The organism is Deinococcus phoenicis, from assembly GCF_000599865.1.
Taxonomy (GTDB): Bacteria; Deinococcota; Deinococci; order Deinococcales; family Deinococcaceae; genus Deinococcus; species Deinococcus phoenicis.
This window is the reverse complement of sequence record NZ_JHAC01000036.1, coordinates 16,715-32,577: the sequence shown is the minus strand read 5'-3', so window position 1 is coordinate 32,577 and position 15,863 is coordinate 16,715. Positions and strand designations below refer to the sequence as shown.

Here is a 15,863-nt window from a genome sequence, read left to right as displayed (position 1 = left end):
CACCCCCTGCATCTCCTGCCCCTTCACCCCCCGCCTCCCGCGGGGGGTGTGCGCGTTTGGGCCCTGTTGGCTGTCCTGCTGGCCTTCGTTGAACCCGGTACAATCCTGACATGCAAGCAGCGTTCGAGCAGGCGCAGAAAGATGTGCAAGGCCTTTCCCGGAAACCCGGCAACGATATCCTCCTGAAGCTGTACGCGCTGTACAAGCAGGGCACGGTGGGCGACGTGACGGGGGATCGGCCCGGCGGCTTCGACTTCGTGGGTGGGGCCAAGTACGACGCCTGGGCCGGTCTGCGTGGCCTGGGCCAGGAGGAGGCGCGGCGCGAGTACGTGAATCTGGTCGAGACCCTCAAGACGCGGGGCTGATTTCGCGGCCTTCTGCCGGTCCGGACGCCGTCCTCTGGTGGGACGGCGGTTTCATAGGGTAGAGACGGGCCTTTGGGGGGACAGGGCAGGCCGGGCGCGGTAAGCTGCACGGGTGACGCAGGGCCGCACCCCAACGGAGCCGATCTCCGCCGACGCCTCGCCGGACGCGGGTGCCCTGGCTCCTGCCAAGGCGCGGATGCGGGAACTGGCGGCCGCCTATGTCCAGGGCCTCCCCGGGCTGGACACCCACAGCCTGATGAGCGGCCTGGACGCGACCCTGACCTTCCTGCCGATGGGCGACCGGGACGGGGCCTATGATCCGGAACACCGCGTCGTGCTGATCAACAGCCGGGTTCGTCCGGAACGCCAGCGCTTTACCCTGGCCCACGAGATCAGTCACGCGCTGCTGCTGGGCGACGACGACTTGCTCAGCGACCTGCACGATGCCTACGAGGGCGAGCGGCTGGAACAGGTCATCGAGACGCTGTGCAACATCGGCGCCGCCGCGATCCTGATGCCGGAAGCGCTGATCGACGAGGTGGTGTCGAGATTCGGCCCCAGTGGGCGGGCACTGGCGGAACTGGCCCGCCGGGCGGACGTGAGTGCCAGCAGCGCCCTCTATGCCCTCGCGGAGCGCACCACGGCGCCCGTGCTGTACGCCGTATGTGCCGTGACCCGCCTGGCTGAACCCGGCGAGGAGCGGCCCTCCGACAAGGCCCTGACGGTCCGGGCGAGCGGGGGAGCACCCGGGGTGAAATACAGCCTGCGCCCGGGCACCCGCATTCCCGACGATCACCCGGTCGCGGTCGCCCTGGAGACGCATCTGCCGATGACGCAGGAAAGTTACGTTCCTTTCCGCTCGGGGCGGCGGATGCCCGCCTACGTGGACGCTTTCCCCGAGCGGCAGCGCGTGCTGGTGAGCTTTGCGCTGATGCCCCGCGCCGCACGGGGCAGTGAGGACGATGAGCCGGTCACCTGAGGGCTGGTCCCGGCGGCGGCATCGCCTGACCTTCGGCTTTCCGGTACCGGGCGGCGAGCGCACGCCGGACGGGTGGCAGGTCGAGTGGCGGGGCTGCGCGGTGATGGGCGTGCTGAACGTCACGCCCGACAGTTTCAGTGACGGGGGCCGGCACGCCCCGCTGCAAGCCGCCGTCGCCCAGGCGCGCGCGATGCGGGACGCGGGGGCGCTGCTGATCGATGTGGGCGGCGAGAGTACCCGGCCGGGTGCCGACCCCGTCCCCGCCGAACAGGAACTCGACCGGCTGCGGCCCGTGCTGCGGGCGCTGGCCGGAGAAGGCGTGCTGCTGAGCGTGGACACCCTGAAGCCCGAGGTGGCGGCGGAAGCCCTGGCCCTGGGCGCGCACCTGATCAACGACGTGACCGGCCTGCGTGATCCCGCCATGATCCGCGTCTGTGCCGAGGCGGCGGCCCCCGCCTGCATCATGCACATGCAGGGCGAGCCGCGCACCATGCAGCACTCGCCCCACTACGCGGATGTGGTGGCGGAGGTCCAGGCCTTCCTGCACGACCGGGCGGAAGTGGCCCTCGCGGCGGGCGTGCCGTCCGTGCTGCTGGACCCCGGGCTGGGCTTCGGGAAGACGCCGGTGCACAACCTCGCGCTGTTGCGTGCCCTGCCGGAGCTGACCGCCGGGCCGTTGCCCGTGCTGGTCGGGGCGAGCCGCAAGCGCCTGATCGACACGCTGGCCGGCGTGCCGCGTGCGGCGGACCGCGACCCGGGGACCCTGGCGCTGCACCTGCACGCGGCGCGGGCGGGCGCGGCCATCGTGCGTGCCCACGCGGCCGGGGCGCACGTGCAGGCCCTGCGGGTACAGGCGGCGCTGGACGACCCCGAGGCTGGGCCTGGCTCCCAAAAGCCCGACCCCCGAAAGCCCAGCCGCTAGAATCCCCGCTATGAGCCGGGTCGTTCTGGAGGGACTGGAGTTTCACGCGCGGCACGGCGTGTACGAGACGGAGGCGGCCCTCGGCGCGCGCTTCGTGATCGACGCGGAACTGCACTGGGCCTTTGCCGGAATCCCGGATGAGCTGGGCGCCGCCGTGAACTACGCCGCCGCCTACGAAGCCATCCGGGAAGAGGTGACGGGCGAACGCCACCAGCTGATCGAGGTGCTGGCCGACCGGGTCGCGCGCCGCCTGCTGCGGGACCACACCCGGCTGGAGCGGGTGACCGTGCGGGTCCACAAGCCCTTCGCGCCGCTCCCCGGTGTGTTCCGCGACGTGTATGCCGAGTTGACCCTGGGCCGGGAAGACGGGCCGTCGGGCGCATGAGCGAGGCGGCATTCATCGCGCTGGGGGCCAATCTGGGCGATCCGCTCGCCACGCTGCGCCGCGCCCGTGAGGCCCTTGCCATGCTCGGTACCCTGACCGGTGTGAGCGGCCTGTACCGGACGGCCCCCGTTGGTGGTCCCCCGGGACAGCCCGACTACCTCAATGCGGCCGTGCGCTTACAGACGGCCCTCGCCCCCGCAGACCTGCTCGCTGCCCTGCACGGCATCGAGGCGGGCGCGGGCCGCTTTCGCCGGGAACGCTGGGAGGCGCGCACGCTCGACCTGGACCTGATTCTGTACGGCGACGCCGTGGTGCAGACGGCAGGTCTGACCCTCCCGCATCCCCGCGCCTGGGACCGGGCCTTCGTGCTGGCTCCCCTGGCCGATCTCGAACCGGAGCGGGCGCATCCCGTGACGGGGGAGACGGCAGGTGCGGCTCTCCGGCGGGTCGGGCTGGGGGGGGTCAGCCTCGCCGCGCCGGTGTGGTGAGGCTGGAGGCCGCCGCCGGGTCTGCCCGTCCACGCTATGCTGGGGGGCGATATGAGCGAGCTGACCTCCGCCAACCGACACGGCAACCTGGGCCGCACGCTGCTGTGGGTCGCCATCCTGCTGAGCCTGCTGCTGCTGGGCTTCGTCACGGCCCTGACCGTCCGGAATAACCCCTACTACAGCGACCGGGACGCCAACGGCGTCAGCAAGTACCGGTTCCTCGAAGAATGCAAGGAGGGCATCCACAGCTCCGAGCAACTGACCACCCTGAAGGGCGTCTTGCAGCAGGCCGGGCAGCTTCAGCCGAATCAGAGCCTGCACGCGGAGATCGCGGCCGAACCCCGGCAACTGGTCCAGAGTGTCCAGACGGTGCCCAGCGGCGGCTGGACGCTGTCGGCCCCCGCCAATATCAGCATTCAGGGCCAGACCGCCGTTCTGGGCCAGCTCGGCGCGCAGTGCGTGTACGACAAGGCCCAGGGCCGCACGGTTGCCCAGCTTCAGCTCCCGGGCCAGCAGTAAGCCTCTTTCTCAGATGAACGCCGCCCAGGGCCTCCGGGCGGCGTTCCTGTTCGCCGTTCTTGTCGGCTCCGCCTGGCCCGCTACAGCACCACGTCCAGCCCGCTGAGGCATTCCTCGGCAATCGCGCGGGCCAGGGGATCGCGGGTCGAGCGGGCATAGCTGACGCCCAGGTGCAGATGCTCCTGTCCGGCGTCGGCCCCCACCAGGGCAAGCGTCTGGTAAAAGGCGAGGTGGGTGTGGGCCAGCAGCACGTCACGGGTCCGCTCGGGGGGAAGGGCGCGCAGGATGCCCAGCGCCTCCTCGTAGGCGTCCAGCGCCCGTTCCTGATCGCCCTCCACCGCCCACTCGCGGCCCAGTTGCAGGTTGCGGGCGGCGGTCAGGTAGGCGGGGCGCATGGGGGGATTCTAGCGTCAGCGGGTATCCTGCACCTATGGGCTGGCCAGAGATGGGATGGCTGGGGGCACTGCTGCTGATCCTGGCGGGGTACGGCTGGGGCGCGCGGCTGTCCAGCCGGGCAGAGTCGCCCGTACCGCTCCCGGCTATGCTGCTGCTGGCCCTGGGCGCGAGTGTGCTGGGGCTGAGCCTCGTCATCCGGGCCTTTCTGGAGGGGCAGGACGGTCCCCTGGTGACGGGCGCGGTGGGGGCGCTGGCCGCAGCGGCGCTCGCGGTGTTCACGTCCCGGGAATAGGCGAGGGGGCCACCTCCCTGCCCAAGCGGCCCCCTCGGGGTTCGTTCAGAGCGTTTGTCCGAATGGAGCCGGAAGAGGGAAAGCGCCTCCTCCGGCTCCGTTCTTCCAAACGCCCTCCCTCTTTCACTCGCTGTCCTGGGCATCGTCGTGAATGGACTCGCTTGAGCAAGCCTGCCCGCCCGCTCGGTCAAAAAGAAACCTTTGACCGGTGCTCTATTCGCGGCGGGCCGGACGCGGTCCCCGGTCGCCTCCCGCACGGGCGGGGCGGGGTTCGCGGGGGGCGATCTTGCCTTCCAGCTCGGGGCGAATCAGGTCGATCTTGCCCCGGTCGTCGATGTTCACGATCTTGACCCGCAGCTTGTCGCCCACGTTCAGCACGTCCTCGACCGCGCTCACGCGCTCCTCGCTCATCTGCGAGATGTGCAGCATGCCGTCCTGACCGGGGAAGAGGTTGACGAAGGCCCCGAAGGGAGCCGTCTTGACCACGGTGCCCTCGTACTCCTCACCCAGCTTGGCGGCGCGGGTCAGGCCCTCGATCCTCACGCGGACCGCCTCGGCCGCCGAGCCGTCGGCGCTGAAGATACGGACGCTGCCGTCTTCCTCCACCGTGATCTGCGCGCCCATCGCTTCCAGCTCGCGGATCTGCTTGCCGCCGGGGCCGATGACCTTGCCGATCAGCTCGGGGTTGATCTTGAGGCTCACGATGCGCGGGGCGGTGGGGGAGAGTTCGGCACGCGGCGCGGGCAGCACTTCCGCCATCTTGCCCAGGATATGCAGCCGGGCCTCACGGGCCTGCGCCAGCGCCTCGCGCATGATTGCGGGCGTGATCCCGCCCACCTTGATGTCCATCTGGAGGGCCGTGACCCCCTCGGCGGTGCCGCAGACCTTGAAGTCCATGTCGCCCAGCGCGTCTTCCAGGCCCAGGATGTCGGTCAGGATGCGGTAGTTCTCGCCCTCCATCACCAGGCCCATCGCCACGCCCGCGACCGGTGCCCGGAGGGGCACGCCCGCGTCCATCAGACTGAGGGTTCCGGCGCACACGGTCGCCATGCTGCTCGACCCGTTCGACTCCAGCACCTCGCCCACCACGCGGATCACGTAGGGGAACTCCTCGAAGGAGGGCAGCACGGCGCGAATGGCCCGTTTGGCGAGGTTGCCGTGCCCCACCTCGCGGCGCGACTGGCCGCCCATCCGCTTGACCTCGCCGGTCGAGTAGGGCGGGAAGTTGTAGTGGAGCAGGAACTTGTCACCCGTCTCGGCCGTCAGGTCGTCCACCAGCAGTTCGTCGCGCTCGGTGCCCAGCGTGGTGATGCCCAGCACCTGCGTCTCGCCGCGTGTGAAAATCGCGCTGCCGTGCGCCTGGGGCAGGGGCCGCACCTCGATCCAGATGGGGCGCACCGTCTTCGAGTTGCGGCCGTCGGCGCGCAGGTCGTCTTCCAGGATCAGGCGGCGCAGTTCCTGTTTTTCCACCTTGTTGAAGGCGTTTTTCAGGGCGGTGATGCGCTCGGCGGCTCCCTCGTCGGCCGCGTCGGGCACATACTCCGCGATGATGCCGTCCCGCAGGGCCTTGGTGCGGCTGCTGCGGTCCTTCTTCTTCACGGTCAGCAGCGCGTCGCGCAGACCACCGGTGCGGGCCTTTTCGGCCAGCTCAGGCACCAGGTCCACGCTCAGGTCGCCGTCCGCCACAAAGTTGAACTTTTCCTGGCCCACCTCGGCGCGCATGGTCTCGATCAGCGAGATCACGCCCTGCATCTCGCGGTGTGCGAACTCGATGGCCCCCACCAGCGCCTCCTCACTCACCGTCTGCGCGCCCGCCTCCACCATCATCACGGCGTCACGGGTGCCCGCTACCACCAGGTCCATGCTGGAGCGCGTGAGCTGGTCGGCGGTGGGGTTGATGACGTACTCGCCGTCAATCTGCCCCACGCGCACGCACGCCGTCGGCCCACCCCAGGGAATGTCGCTGATGCTGAGGGCCGCCGAGGCCCCGATCGGCCCCAGCACGTCGGGCGCGTTCTGCTGGTCGGCCGAGAGGACCGTGATGATGACCTGCGTTTCCTGGCGGTAGCCTTTGGGAAAGAGGGGCCGAATCTGGCGGTCGGTGATGCGGGCGCTCAGGATGGCTTTCTCACCGGGGCGGCCCTCGCGGCGGTGGAAGCTGCCCGGAATCTTGCCCACGGCGTAGTGCCGTTCCTCGAACTCGACGGTCAGGGGCAGGAAGTCCAGCGTGCTGCGGTCCTCACGCGCCTGGGCCGTCACCAGCAGCAGCGTGTCGCCGTAGCGCAGCGTGACGCTGCCGCTGACAAGCTTCGCCAGCTTGCCGGTCTCGATGCTCAGTTCACGTCCGCCGAGCATCGTGGTGTAGGTCTTTGCGATCATCGGAGGATTCTACCGTGCTGGCGGGCGAGAAAATGGATGCGCGGGCGCGCTGCCGGGTGATCTGCCGGACCAGAACCGGGAAGCGGCGGCAAGGTCCCTGAGCCGGATTCCGGGAAGGGCGTGGGCCAATCGGCGTTTTCCCGGTTTGAGGACGGACGGGACAGAAACCGGATGCGTCATTCCACCTATGGGTGTTTCCCTGCGGCTGCGTCACGCTGGAAGGATGTCTGCCGTTTCTTCCCCCTTCCCAGCGGTCCATTCCGTTCTGTCGGCCGAGGCTCTGGCGGAACTGCTGCGCCGGGAGTTCCCGATTTCGTCCAGAGTCGATGTCCGGCTGTTGCGCCGCAATCTCAACGACACCTATCTGGTGAGGGGGCTGCCGGATCACGGCACGGCCGTGTTGCGCGTGTACCGCTCGGCCTGGCGTTCTGCGGCGGAGGTGGCGTGGGAGCTTGAGTTCATCGAGTGGGTCGCGGCAGGTGTGCCCGTCGCCCGTCCGCTGGCCCGCCGGGACGGTCAGCTTTTCAGCGTCCTGTCTGCCGCAGAGGGACCGCGCGCCTATGCCCTGTTCGAGCATGTCGCGGGCCGCCCGCTCGAACCCACCGAGGCGGACGCGGCGGCTTACGGAGCGGCGGCGGCCGCCCTTCACCGGGCTGCGGACGGCTTCGGGGTGGGGGGCCGCTTTCCCCTGGACCTCGACCACCTCATCACGCAGCCCCTGGCCGCCGTTCGGCCGCTGCTGGAGGATGCGCCGGACCTGCTGCGCGAACTGGAAGCCGCCGCAGCCACCACCCACGCGCGGCTCTCGGCCCTCGCGCCGACGCTGGAGTGGGGCGCGTGTCACGGCGACCTGCATGAGGGAAATGCCCGGTTGGGGGAGGACGGTGCCGTCCGGCTGTTCGATTTCGACTGCGGCGGCCCCGGCTGGCGGGCCTACGACCTGGCCGTGTATAGGTGGAATCAGGCGTCTGGCGGTGCGCAAGGCCCGGAGGCGGCGGAACGGACGTGGCAGGCCTTTCTGGAGGCCTATCAGCTTCGCCGGCCACTCGGCCAACCCGATCTGGAGGCGCTGCCGCTCTTCGTGACCGCCCGTTCCCTGTGGTTCATGGGCCTGATGGCGGGCCGCACACACGAGTTCGGCACGGAGACGCTGGACCGGGGGTTTTTCGAGTATGGCCTGAACGTTTTGCGGGAGTGGGAAGCGCGGCACGGTGGCTGACCCGGTGGATGTGCCCGGCGGTGTGAAAGTGGTCCTCCCGGTCCTTCCCGGCGGCGCGTAGACTCCCCCCATGACCGCGCCCGCCACCCGCGACGTTCTCCTCACCTGCCCGCTCGACTGCCCCGACGCCTGCCGCCTCCGCATCTCCCTGGGCCGCGGCGAGGACGGCCGGGAACGGGCCGTGAAGTTGACGGGCGACGCGGACCACCCCTACACCAAGGGGTTCGCCTGTGCCAAAACGGTGCATTATCCGGCCCGCCAGAACCACCCGGAGCGCCCGCTGTACCCCCTGCGTCGGGTGGGCAAGAAGACCGATCCCGAACCCCGCTTCGAGCGCGTGACCTGGGACGAGGCGCTGGACGAGATCGCCGCCCGGCTCAGGACCCTGCTCGACACGCGCGGTCCCTCCACCATCTTGCGCTACAACTACGCGGGCACGATGGGCCTGATGGAAGGCTCGCACGTCCACGCCCTGTGGCGGGCGCTGGGCACCCCGGAACTGGACGAGACGATCTGCGCGACGGCGGGCACGGCGGCGTGGAGTATGGGCTACGGCGCACGCTACGGCGTGGACCCGCTCGACGTGCCGCACGCCCGGCTGATCATCCTGTGGGGCATCAACTCGCTCAGCACCAACAGCCACCTCACGCCGCAGATGACGGCGGCGCGCCGGGCGGGCGCGCGCATCATCCATATCGCCCCCTACCGCAACCGCACCAGCCAGTATGCCGACACGCACCTTAAGCTCAGGCCCGGCACCGACGCCGCCCTCGCCCTGGGCGTGATGCACGAACTCTTCGCGCAGGGCTGGACCGACGAGGCGTACATCCGGGAGGCGACGCAGGGGGTGGAGGAGCTGCGGGAGGCGGCGCGGGAATGGACGCCCGAACGCACGGCCGAAGTCACCGGCCTGACCGTGGAGGAGGTCCGCGACCTCGCCCACGCCATCGGCACCACGCGGCCCACCTACATCCGCGTCGGGTACGGCATGACGCGGCACGAGAACGGCGGGACGAACCTGCGCGCGGTCACGCTGATTCCCGCGCTGACCGGCGACTGGCGGCACCGGGGCGGGGGTGTGGTCCTGAGTACTAGCGGGGCCTTTCCCCTCAACCGCTCGCGGCTGGGTGGGGCGCACCTGATCCGGCTGGATGCGCCCCACATCAACATGAACGAACTGGCGAACGCCCTCGCGCCCGCCGCGCACGAACCCGGGGGGCTGGGTGCCCTGATCGTCTACAACACCAACCCCGCCGTCGTCGCGCCCGATTCGGCCCGCGTCCGCGCCGGAATGGTGCGGGGCGACCTGCTGATGGTGGTGCTGGAACAGGCGATGACCGAAACCGCCCGCCTGGCCGACTACGTGCTGCCCGCGACCACCTTCATGGAACACCCCGACGTGTACACCAGCTACGGCCACCACTGGCTGGGCCACAACCCCGCCGCGCTGGAGGCCCCTGGTGAGGCCCGCCCTAATACCTGGGTCTTCCAGCAGCTCGCCCGCCGCCTGGGCGTGACCGAGCCGTCGGTGTACTGGACGCTGGACGACCTGCTGGCGGAACTGCTGGACACCGGTCACCCGTACCTCAAAGGCATCACCCCCGGGCGCCTGAAGGCGGAGGGCAGCGTGCGCCTCAACCTCCCCGACGGGTTCCTGCCCTACGCGCAGGGGGCCGACACGCCGAGCGGCCGGGTGCAGCTCTCGCCCGCGCCGCAGCACCGGGAACCGCAGGCCGCGCTGACGGCCGACTATCCCCTGCGCCTGATCACGCCGCCCGCCCACCACTTCCTGAACAGCACCTACGGCAACCTGCCCCACCTGACCCGGGCCGAGGGCAGCGAACCCCACGTGCTGATCCATCCCGCCGACGCGGAAGCCTACGCCCTGGCGGACGGCGAATACGCGCTGATTGCCAGCGAGGTGGGGCAGGTCACCCGCCGCGTGAAGGTGACGGGAGCGGCGCAGCCCGGCGTGGCCGTCGTCGAGGGAACGTGGTGGGGCCTCAGCGCCCCCGACGGCACCAGCATCAACGCGGTCACCGCGCAGACCCTCACGGATCTGGGCGGGGGGAGTACCTTTCACAACACGCGGGTGCGGGTCAGCCCGCTGCCGTGATGCCCGGAGGGCACGGCGTTGCAAGAGGCATGTCAGGGGCGTGGGCCTAGGCTGGATGGGAAATGACGTTCCCGCCCCTTCCTTCCCGGGGGTCTCCCACCGCAGCGGAGATCGCGCGCCTTGAGGCGCAGCTCGCCGAACTCGAACCCCTGGTGCTCACGCACGCGCCCCAGGCCGCCGGACGTGCGGCCGCCGTGGTGGCACTGGCCCGCAGCTGCGGCGACCGCCGGGCCGAAGGGCAGGCCCTGTGTCTGTACGGCGCGGCCCTGTTTTTCCAGTCCAGCTACGAGGAGGCGGCCGCGCGCTTCCGGGAAGCCCACGCCCTGGGCCAGCAATTGCCGGACGCCGCCCTGCAAGCCCGCGCCCTCAATGGCCTGGGCAACGTGGCGAGCCTGCTCGGCGACTACGCCGGGTCCCTGGAGGCGTTTTACGAGAGCGCCCGGATCGCCCGCGAGTCGGGCGACGAGCAGGGCAGCGCGCGGGTAATGAACAACATCGCCCTGTTGCAGACCGAGTCGGGCGAGTACCAGGAGGCGCTGAACACGCACTTGCAGGTGCTGGAGACGGCCACGCGCATCGGGGACCCGCTGCTGATCTCCAGCGCCCGCGCCAATGCCGTAGCGGACTACCACGCACTGGGCGACTATGGCCGTTCCCTGGCCCTGGCCGAGGACTACCTGCTGGCCGTGGGTGCCAGCGGCCTGCGGCAGCATGAGGTGGTGGTCCGGGCCTTCCGGGCGCGCAACCTGCTGGAACTCGGGCGGGTCGAGCAGGCCATCGCCGCGAGTCTGGAGGCCCTGCCCATCGCCGAGGAGATCGCGGAGTACGAACACACCTACCACCTGCTGCTGACGCTGGGCCGCGCGCACGCGGTGCAGGGCGACCCCCGGCAGGCCACCGCCCTCCTGACTCGGGCACTGACCCTGGCCGGGGAACGCGGCATGCGGCCCCAGCAGAGCGCCGCCCATCAGCAGCTGGCCGACCTGTACGAGGCGCAGGGTGAGCTGAGCGCGGCCTTGCGGCACCTGCGGGCCTATCACGCCCTCGACCGCGAACTGCACGCCGAGGCGGTGGACCGCAAGACCAGAGTGCTCACGGCGCAGTTTCAGGTCGAGACCCTCAAGCGCGAGGCCGAGATGGAGCGCCTGCGCAGCCTGCAACTCGCGCAGGACAACACCGCCTTGCGGCAGGACCGGCAGCTCTTGGCCCACCGCGCCGCCCACGACACCCTCACGGGTCTGCCCAACCGCGCCCACTTTCAGGCCGAGGTCGAGCGTGCCCTGGGCGAACGTGAAGCGGGGCGGGTGGCGGTGTTGTTCATCGACCTCGACGGCTTCAAGGCGGTCAACGACACGCTGGGCCACGAGGCCGGGGACGAGCTGTTGCGGCAGGTGGGCGCGCGGCTGCGGGGGCGGGTCCGGCGGGACGATCTGGTGGGGCGGCTGGGCGGGGACGAATTCACGGTGCTGCTCAACCACCTGCAAGAGGCGGCGGACGCGCAGGCGGTGGGGCGCAAGCTGCTGGAGGAACTGGCGCGACCCTTCGAGGTGCGCGGGCAGCCGGTGACGGTCACGGCGTCCATCGGGGTGGCGGTGGCTCCGCAGGACGGCACCGACGTGGCGACCTTGCAGCGGCACGCCGACCAGGCCATGTACCGCGCCAAACACTCGGGCAAGAATGCGGTCCACGCCTTTCAGGGGGGGGCCGGCGCCACGCTCCACAACGCCCGAGGTCATACGGATTCCGAAGGGGAATGAACCCGTGGAACGCTGACCGAAGGGCCTTGCAGAGCGGCGAGGCAGCGCCAGGAACAGGGTCGGCCTTCCGACGGCTCAGGGACCGGGCGGCATCCGGTTCACCCCTCCAGCATCCGTGCCCAGCCCTCCGGGTCCTCGCCCACCGTCAGCACCTTCCCGCCGCGCACCAGCGGCAGGCGCAGCAGCTCCGGCGTCTCGACGATGCGGGCGATGATGCCCTCCTCGGTGGTGCGCAGGTAGGCGAGGTTGGACCGCTCATACGCTTTGCCTTCCAGATCAAGCAGGGCATTCAGGCCGAATTTCTGGATGAAGCGGGTAAGTTCCCCTCTGGCGATAGGCTTCACGCCGAGGTCCACAAAATGAACCTTGACGCGCCGTTCCTTGAAAAACCGTTCGGCGGCGCGGGTGGCCGCACTTTTCTTGAGGCCGAACATCTGGACCTGGGGGGCAGTCATGGGGGAAGTGTAGAGGAGCCTTCGGCCTTCAGGGGTCAGCCGTCAGCAAAAAAGCCCCAGGCCCTTAGGCCCGGAGCTTTTGCCTGCGGATGGCGGAAAGCTGACGGCGGAAAGCTTCAGTTCGTATACAGCCCCAGGTCCCCGTCCGCCGCCCCCACCGGCAGCCCCAGGTGGTCGTAGGCGTGGGCGGTGGCGACGCGGCCTCTGGGGGTGCGCTTGATGAAGCCGAGCTGGATCAGGTACGGCTCGTACACGTCCTCCAGCGTCAGGGCGTCCTCGCTGATGGCGGTGGCGAGCGTATCCACCCCGACCGGGCCGCCCGCGAAGCGGTGGATCAGCGTTTCGAGGTACTTCTTGTCGCGGTCGTCCAAGCCCGCCGCGTCCAACCCCTGCTTGTCCAGGGCGTCGTGCGCCCGTTCCAGCCGGATGGTCGTCTCACCCGCCACGTCGGCGTAGTCGCGCACGCGCCTCAGCAGCCGCTTGGCGATCCGCATGGTGCCGCGCGAACGTGCGCCGATCTCCAGCGCCGCGTCCTCCTCCAGCCCGAAGCCCAGCAGCCGGGCGTCCCGCAGCAGGTTGGTGCCGATTTCCTCGGCGGTGTAGTACTCCAGGTGCTCGATGATCCCGAACCGCGACCGCATCGGCGCGGTGATCAGGCCGGGCCGGGTGGTCGCGCCGACCAGCGTGAAGCGCGGCAGCGGCAGCTCGATGGTCCGCGCCGCCGGTCCCTGCCCCAGCACGATGTCCAGCTTGAAATCCTCCATCGCGGGGTAGAGGTGTTCTTCCGCCACCCGTCCCAGCCGGTGAATCTCGTCGATGAACAGCACGTCGCCTTCCTCCAGCGAATTGGTGAGGATGGCGGCGAGGTCGCCCGGCTTCTCGATGGCGGGACCCGAGGTGACCCGGATATTCACGCCCAGTTCGGCGGCGATGATGTGCGCCAGCGTGGTTTTCCCCAGGCCGGGAGGTCCGAACAGCAGCGTGTGGTCGAGGGCCTCCTTGCGGCCCCTGGCGGCCTGGAGGTACACCCCCAGCTTTTCCTTGAGCCGCTCCTGGCCCACGTACTCCGTCAGACTTTTGGGGCGGAGGGCGGCATCGAGAGGTTCGGTCATGCCGCCATATTATGCTATTTCCGAAAAAAGAGTGTGGGGTACGGGAAAGCGCGGCTCTGGAGTTCTGCCTTTAATGAAAATCTATGTCCTGTTCTGCTCTTGACAGAATACAGATTGTGACTTAAGCTAAGTTGTCGGTCCGCCCCGCCCCCTCAGGAGGTTGCTTATGCCCGTGCAGACCCACCACGCCGCCGGAACGTGCGCCTGGTACGACCTCACCACCGAGAAGCCGGAGGAAACCAAACGGTTTTACAGCGACCTCTTCGGCTGGACCTTTGAGGACCAGGGGCCGGACTTCGGGCATTACCACATGGTTCGCCAGAACGGCCATCCCGTCGCCGGGTTTATGCCGAAGGCCCCGGAGATGGCGCAGATGCCCAGCGCCTGGACGGTCTACTACACCAGTGCCGATGCCCAGGCCGACGCGCAGCGCATCCGCGAGCTGGGCGGGCAGATTCTCTCCGAACCCATGCAGGTCGGCCCATTGGGCCACATGCTGGTCGCCACCGACCCCACCGGAGCGGTCTTCGGCCTGTGGCAACCGCTCGCGTTTCAGGGGTCCGAACTGGAGAACGAACACGGCAGCATGACCTGGCAGGAAGTGAAGACCCGGGACGCCGACCGGGCGCGTGACTTCTACACCCAGCTTTTCGGCGCGACCAGCGAACCCATGCCCGGCGGCACGACCTACCACATCCTCAAGCAGGGGAAGGGCAACGTCGGCGGCATTATGCAGATGGACGGGGAACACTGGCCCGACTCGGTGCCCGCGCACTGGCTGCCCTATTTCGACGTCAACGACCTCCAGCGGGCCGTCAAGGTCGCCGGGGAGAGCGGCGGAAGCGTCCGCGTGCCCCCCTTCGATACGCCTTACGGTCAGATGGCCGTGCTGGCCGACCCCGACGGCGCGGCCTTCAGCGTGGTGCAGGTCAACAGGAGCTGAACTCCCGTCCGGGGGTGGAGGCGGCGTTCGGCTTTCTCCACCCCGCGCCCCGTTCCCAGGAGGTTTTCCATGACGACCAAGACCCGTCCCGCTGCCGGAACACCCATCTGGCTCGACCTGATGACGCCCGGTGCGGAGCTGGTCCGCCCGTTCTACGAGGCGCTGCTGGGCTGGAGATTCGAGAAGCAGGGGAGCGAGAACGGCGAATACCGCGTCGCTTTTGTCGGTTCCCGCGCTGTCGCCGCCATCGTTCCTCCCTTCGAGGGGCAGAGCCTCTGGCTGCTGTATTTTGCCAGTGACGACGTGCAGGCGGACGCGGAGCGCATCCGCGAGCTGGGTGGGCAGGTCAGGATGGCACCGCTTCAGGTGGGCGAACACGGTGCCCTGCTGATGGCGACCGACCCGACCGGCGCGCTGTTCGGCCTGTGGCAGGCGGGCAAGCAGCAGGGCCTGGGCCTGACCGGAACGCCGGGGACCTTTGTCTGGGCCGAGCTACAAACGCGGAGTGCCGACCGCGCCCGCGACTTCTACACGGCCCTGCTGAACAGCACCAGCCAGAAGGTCCCCGGGATGAACGCCTACACCCTCTACCACGGCCATGACCAGAACGTCGGGGTGATGCAGATGGACGAGCGTCACTGGCCGCCGGAGCTGCCCTCCCATTGGATGATCTACTTTGCAGTAAAGAACACCGATCAGGCGGTGCAGGCGGCTCAGGCCGGGGGCGGACGCCTGCTATCGCCTCCCCACGATTCCCCCCACGGGAAGATTACCGTGCTCCAGGATCCTGGGCGCGCGACCTTCTCGGTCATCCAACTTCCGTAGGGCCAGGGCAGGCCGGGGAGAGTTACTTCAGCTTCCGTACTTCTGGATCAGGCCCGGCAGGTCGTGGCCCAGTTCGCCTTCGATCACGTTGCCGTTGCTGTAGACGCGCACAAAGCGCCCCCGCGCGTCCACCACGCTGACCTGATCGCCGTGAATGCGGGCGGCCTCGTTGGCTCCGCCCGCCACCTCGTCCTCAGGGTCGGCCCCGCTGCTGTCCTGGCCCAGGTGGGCGCTGTGGTCGGTCGCGGGCTGGGGCGGCACGTTCGCCACGAACATCGTGCGGGCCGCCTCGTCGATGGTGGCGGCGTCGCCGGTCAGGCCGGTAAAGGCGGGGTCGAAGCGGTCGAGGTACTCGCGCAGCACCGCCGGGCGGTCGTGTGCCGGGTCTACCGTCACCAGCTGCACCTGCACACGCTCCCGCTGCGCCGGCGTCAGGCCCGCGTAGATGTTCTTGAGCGCCGCCAGCGTCGCGGGGCACACGTCCGGGCAACGCACGAAGCCGAAGAACACCAGCCGCAGCTTGCCCCCCGAATCGTTCAGCGTGGTCGCCTGCCCCCGGTCGTTCACCAGCCGCAGCGTGGGCAGCGTCACCGGATTGTCCAGCGCCGTCCCGCCGGCCGGGGTGGGGGAGACGTTCCGGTACAGCAGCAGCCCCCCCAGAACCGCCGCGAGGGCCAGCAGCGCCGCCGTGAGCCACTTCATGCTGGGCAG

Annotated in this window: 17 protein-coding genes; 12 read left to right on the top strand and 5 right to left on the bottom strand. The window is 69.5% G+C overall.

What is annotated here, in order from left to right; genetic code table 11:
- Nucleotides 1-110: 110 nt before the first annotated feature.
- From DEIPH_RS12020 to DEIPH_RS11995, 6 genes are all read left to right on the top strand, one after another.
- Nucleotides 111-365, top strand: coding sequence for an acyl-CoA-binding protein (locus DEIPH_RS12020; protein ID WP_034358372.1), 255 nt, complete (start codon nt 111-113; stop codon nt 363-365).
- A 196-nt stretch (nt 366-561) separates the two neighbouring features.
- Nucleotides 562-1,344 (top strand): ImmA/IrrE family metallo-endopeptidase, encoded by a 783-nt coding sequence (locus DEIPH_RS12015; protein WP_034358392.1) that lies wholly within the window; start codon nt 562-564, stop codon nt 1,342-1,344.
- Nucleotides 1,328-2,266 carry a dihydropteroate synthase gene (folP, locus tag DEIPH_RS12010; RefSeq protein ID WP_034358370.1) on the top strand — a complete coding sequence of 313 codons (939 nt, stop codon included), beginning with the start codon at nt 1,328-1,330 and terminating at the stop codon, nt 2,264-2,266. Before DEIPH_RS12015 ends, folP begins: the two co-directional genes overlap by 17 nt.
- Before the next feature lie 10 nt (nt 2,267-2,276).
- Nucleotides 2,277-2,651 (top strand): dihydroneopterin aldolase, encoded by a 375-nt coding sequence (folB, locus tag DEIPH_RS12005; protein ID WP_034358367.1) that lies wholly within the window; start codon nt 2,277-2,279, stop codon nt 2,649-2,651.
- Nucleotides 2,648-3,139 carry a 2-amino-4-hydroxy-6-hydroxymethyldihydropteridine diphosphokinase gene (gene folK / locus DEIPH_RS12000; protein ID WP_034358364.1) on the top strand — a complete coding sequence of 164 codons (492 nt, stop codon included), beginning with the start codon at nt 2,648-2,650 and terminating at the stop codon, nt 3,137-3,139. Before folB ends, folK begins: the two co-directional genes overlap by 4 nt.
- Nucleotides 3,140-3,190: 51 nt before the next feature.
- Entirely contained in the window at nt 3,191-3,658 is a 468-nt protein-coding gene (locus DEIPH_RS11995) for a hypothetical protein (protein WP_081790904.1), read from the top strand.
- Between the two features lie 80 nt (nt 3,659-3,738).
- Here DEIPH_RS11995 and DEIPH_RS11990 read toward each other — a convergent pair whose 3' ends face one another.
- The gene (locus DEIPH_RS11990; RefSeq protein WP_034358358.1) at nt 3,739-4,053 is read right to left on the bottom strand and encodes a hypothetical protein; all 315 of its coding nucleotides are present in this window, start codon (nt 4,051-4,053) and stop codon (nt 3,739-3,741) included.
- Nucleotides 4,054-4,088: 35 nt separating this feature from the next.
- Between DEIPH_RS11990 and DEIPH_RS11985 the strand changes: the two genes are divergently transcribed.
- Entirely contained in the window at nt 4,089-4,346 is a 258-nt protein-coding gene (locus DEIPH_RS11985; RefSeq protein ID WP_152544916.1) for a hypothetical protein, read from the top strand.
- Nucleotides 4,347-4,559: 213 nt separating this feature from the next.
- Here the strand turns inward: DEIPH_RS11985 and pnp are convergent, their stop codons facing one another.
- The gene (gene pnp, locus DEIPH_RS11980) at nt 4,560-6,725 is read right to left on the bottom strand and encodes a polyribonucleotide nucleotidyltransferase (RefSeq protein ID WP_034358352.1); all 2,166 of its coding nucleotides are present in this window, start codon (nt 6,723-6,725) and stop codon (nt 4,560-4,562) included.
- A gap of 223 nt (nt 6,726-6,948) precedes the next feature.
- On the opposite strand from pnp, the gene DEIPH_RS11975 reads away from it, so the two are divergent.
- The 3 genes from DEIPH_RS11975 to DEIPH_RS11965 all read left to right on the top strand — a co-directional run bounded on the left by DEIPH_RS11975 (nt 6,949) and on the right by DEIPH_RS11965 (nt 11,817).
- Nucleotides 6,949-7,944, top strand: coding sequence for a phosphotransferase enzyme family protein (locus DEIPH_RS11975; protein WP_051517344.1), 996 nt, complete (start codon nt 6,949-6,951; stop codon nt 7,942-7,944).
- A gap of 70 nt (nt 7,945-8,014) precedes the next feature.
- A complete protein-coding gene (locus DEIPH_RS11970; protein WP_034358349.1) occupies nt 8,015-10,060 on the top strand; it encodes a molybdopterin oxidoreductase family protein in 2,046 nt (681 codons plus the stop codon).
- A gap of 62 nt (nt 10,061-10,122) precedes the next feature.
- Entirely contained in the window at nt 10,123-11,817 is a 1,695-nt protein-coding gene (locus DEIPH_RS11965; protein WP_051517343.1) for a GGDEF domain-containing protein, read from the top strand.
- A 98-nt stretch (nt 11,818-11,915) separates the two neighbouring features.
- Here DEIPH_RS11965 and DEIPH_RS11960 read toward each other — a convergent pair whose 3' ends face one another.
- Both DEIPH_RS11960 and ruvB read right to left on the bottom strand, forming a co-directional pair.
- On the bottom strand, nt 11,916-12,272 hold the full coding sequence (locus DEIPH_RS11960) for an ArsC/Spx/MgsR family protein (RefSeq protein WP_235183236.1): 357 nt from the start codon (nt 12,270-12,272) through the stop codon (nt 11,916-11,918).
- Nucleotides 12,273-12,388: 116 nt separating this feature from the next.
- Nucleotides 12,389-13,384, bottom strand: coding sequence for a Holliday junction branch migration DNA helicase RuvB (gene ruvB / locus DEIPH_RS11955; RefSeq protein ID WP_034358346.1), 996 nt, complete (start codon nt 13,382-13,384; stop codon nt 12,389-12,391).
- Between the two features lie 166 nt (nt 13,385-13,550).
- Between ruvB and DEIPH_RS11950 the strand changes: the two genes are divergently transcribed.
- Nucleotides 13,551-14,327, top strand: coding sequence for a VOC family protein (locus DEIPH_RS11950; protein WP_034358344.1), 777 nt, complete (start codon nt 13,551-13,553; stop codon nt 14,325-14,327).
- A gap of 69 nt (nt 14,328-14,396) precedes the next feature.
- Complete coding sequence (locus DEIPH_RS11945) at nt 14,397-15,152, top strand: VOC family protein (protein WP_034358342.1); 756 nt, start codon at nt 14,397-14,399, stop codon at nt 15,150-15,152.
- Between the two features lie 27 nt (nt 15,153-15,179).
- Here the strand turns inward: DEIPH_RS11945 and DEIPH_RS11940 are convergent, their stop codons facing one another.
- Nucleotides 15,180-15,854: an SCO family protein gene (locus DEIPH_RS11940; protein ID WP_034358339.1), complete on the bottom strand. Its 675-nt coding sequence runs from the start codon at nt 15,852-15,854 to the stop codon at nt 15,180-15,182.
- Nucleotides 15,855-15,863: the final 9 nt, after the last annotated feature.

Excerpts from the sequence above, each read along its gene's own strand:
- DEIPH_RS12020 (WP_034358372.1), top strand. The coding sequence starts at position 111 with ATGCAAGCAGCGTTCGAGCAGGCGCAGAAAGATGTGCAAGGCCTTTCC.
- DEIPH_RS12015 (WP_034358392.1), top strand. The coding sequence starts at position 562 with ATGCGGGAACTGGCGGCCGCCTATGTCCAGGGCCTCCCCGGGCTGGAC.
- folP (WP_034358370.1), top strand. The coding sequence starts at position 1,328 with ATGAGCCGGTCACCTGAGGGCTGGTCCCGGCGGCGGCATCGCCTGACC.
- folB (WP_034358367.1), top strand. The coding sequence starts at position 2,277 with ATGAGCCGGGTCGTTCTGGAGGGACTGGAGTTTCACGCGCGGCACGGC.
- folK (WP_034358364.1), top strand. The coding sequence starts at position 2,648 with ATGAGCGAGGCGGCATTCATCGCGCTGGGGGCCAATCTGGGCGATCCG.
- DEIPH_RS11995 (WP_081790904.1), top strand. The coding sequence starts at position 3,191 with ATGAGCGAGCTGACCTCCGCCAACCGACACGGCAACCTGGGCCGCACG.
- DEIPH_RS11990 (WP_034358358.1), bottom strand. The coding sequence starts at position 4,053 with ATGCGCCCCGCCTACCTGACCGCCGCCCGCAACCTGCAACTGGGCCGC.
- DEIPH_RS11985 (WP_152544916.1), top strand. The coding sequence starts at position 4,089 with ATGGGCTGGCCAGAGATGGGATGGCTGGGGGCACTGCTGCTGATCCTG.
- pnp (WP_034358352.1), bottom strand. The coding sequence starts at position 6,725 with ATGATCGCAAAGACCTACACCACGATGCTCGGCGGACGTGAACTGAGC.
- DEIPH_RS11975 (WP_051517344.1), top strand. The coding sequence starts at position 6,949 with ATGTCTGCCGTTTCTTCCCCCTTCCCAGCGGTCCATTCCGTTCTGTCG.
- DEIPH_RS11970 (WP_034358349.1), top strand. The coding sequence starts at position 8,015 with ATGACCGCGCCCGCCACCCGCGACGTTCTCCTCACCTGCCCGCTCGAC.
- DEIPH_RS11965 (WP_051517343.1), top strand. The coding sequence starts at position 10,123 with ATGACGTTCCCGCCCCTTCCTTCCCGGGGGTCTCCCACCGCAGCGGAG.
- DEIPH_RS11960 (WP_235183236.1), bottom strand. The coding sequence starts at position 12,272 with ATGACTGCCCCCCAGGTCCAGATGTTCGGCCTCAAGAAAAGTGCGGCC.
- ruvB (WP_034358346.1), bottom strand. The coding sequence starts at position 13,384 with ATGACCGAACCTCTCGATGCCGCCCTCCGCCCCAAAAGTCTGACGGAG.
- DEIPH_RS11950 (WP_034358344.1), top strand. The coding sequence starts at position 13,551 with ATGCCCGTGCAGACCCACCACGCCGCCGGAACGTGCGCCTGGTACGAC.
- DEIPH_RS11945 (WP_034358342.1), top strand. The coding sequence starts at position 14,397 with ATGACGACCAAGACCCGTCCCGCTGCCGGAACACCCATCTGGCTCGAC.
- DEIPH_RS11940 (WP_034358339.1), bottom strand. The coding sequence starts at position 15,854 with ATGAAGTGGCTCACGGCGGCGCTGCTGGCCCTCGCGGCGGTTCTGGGG.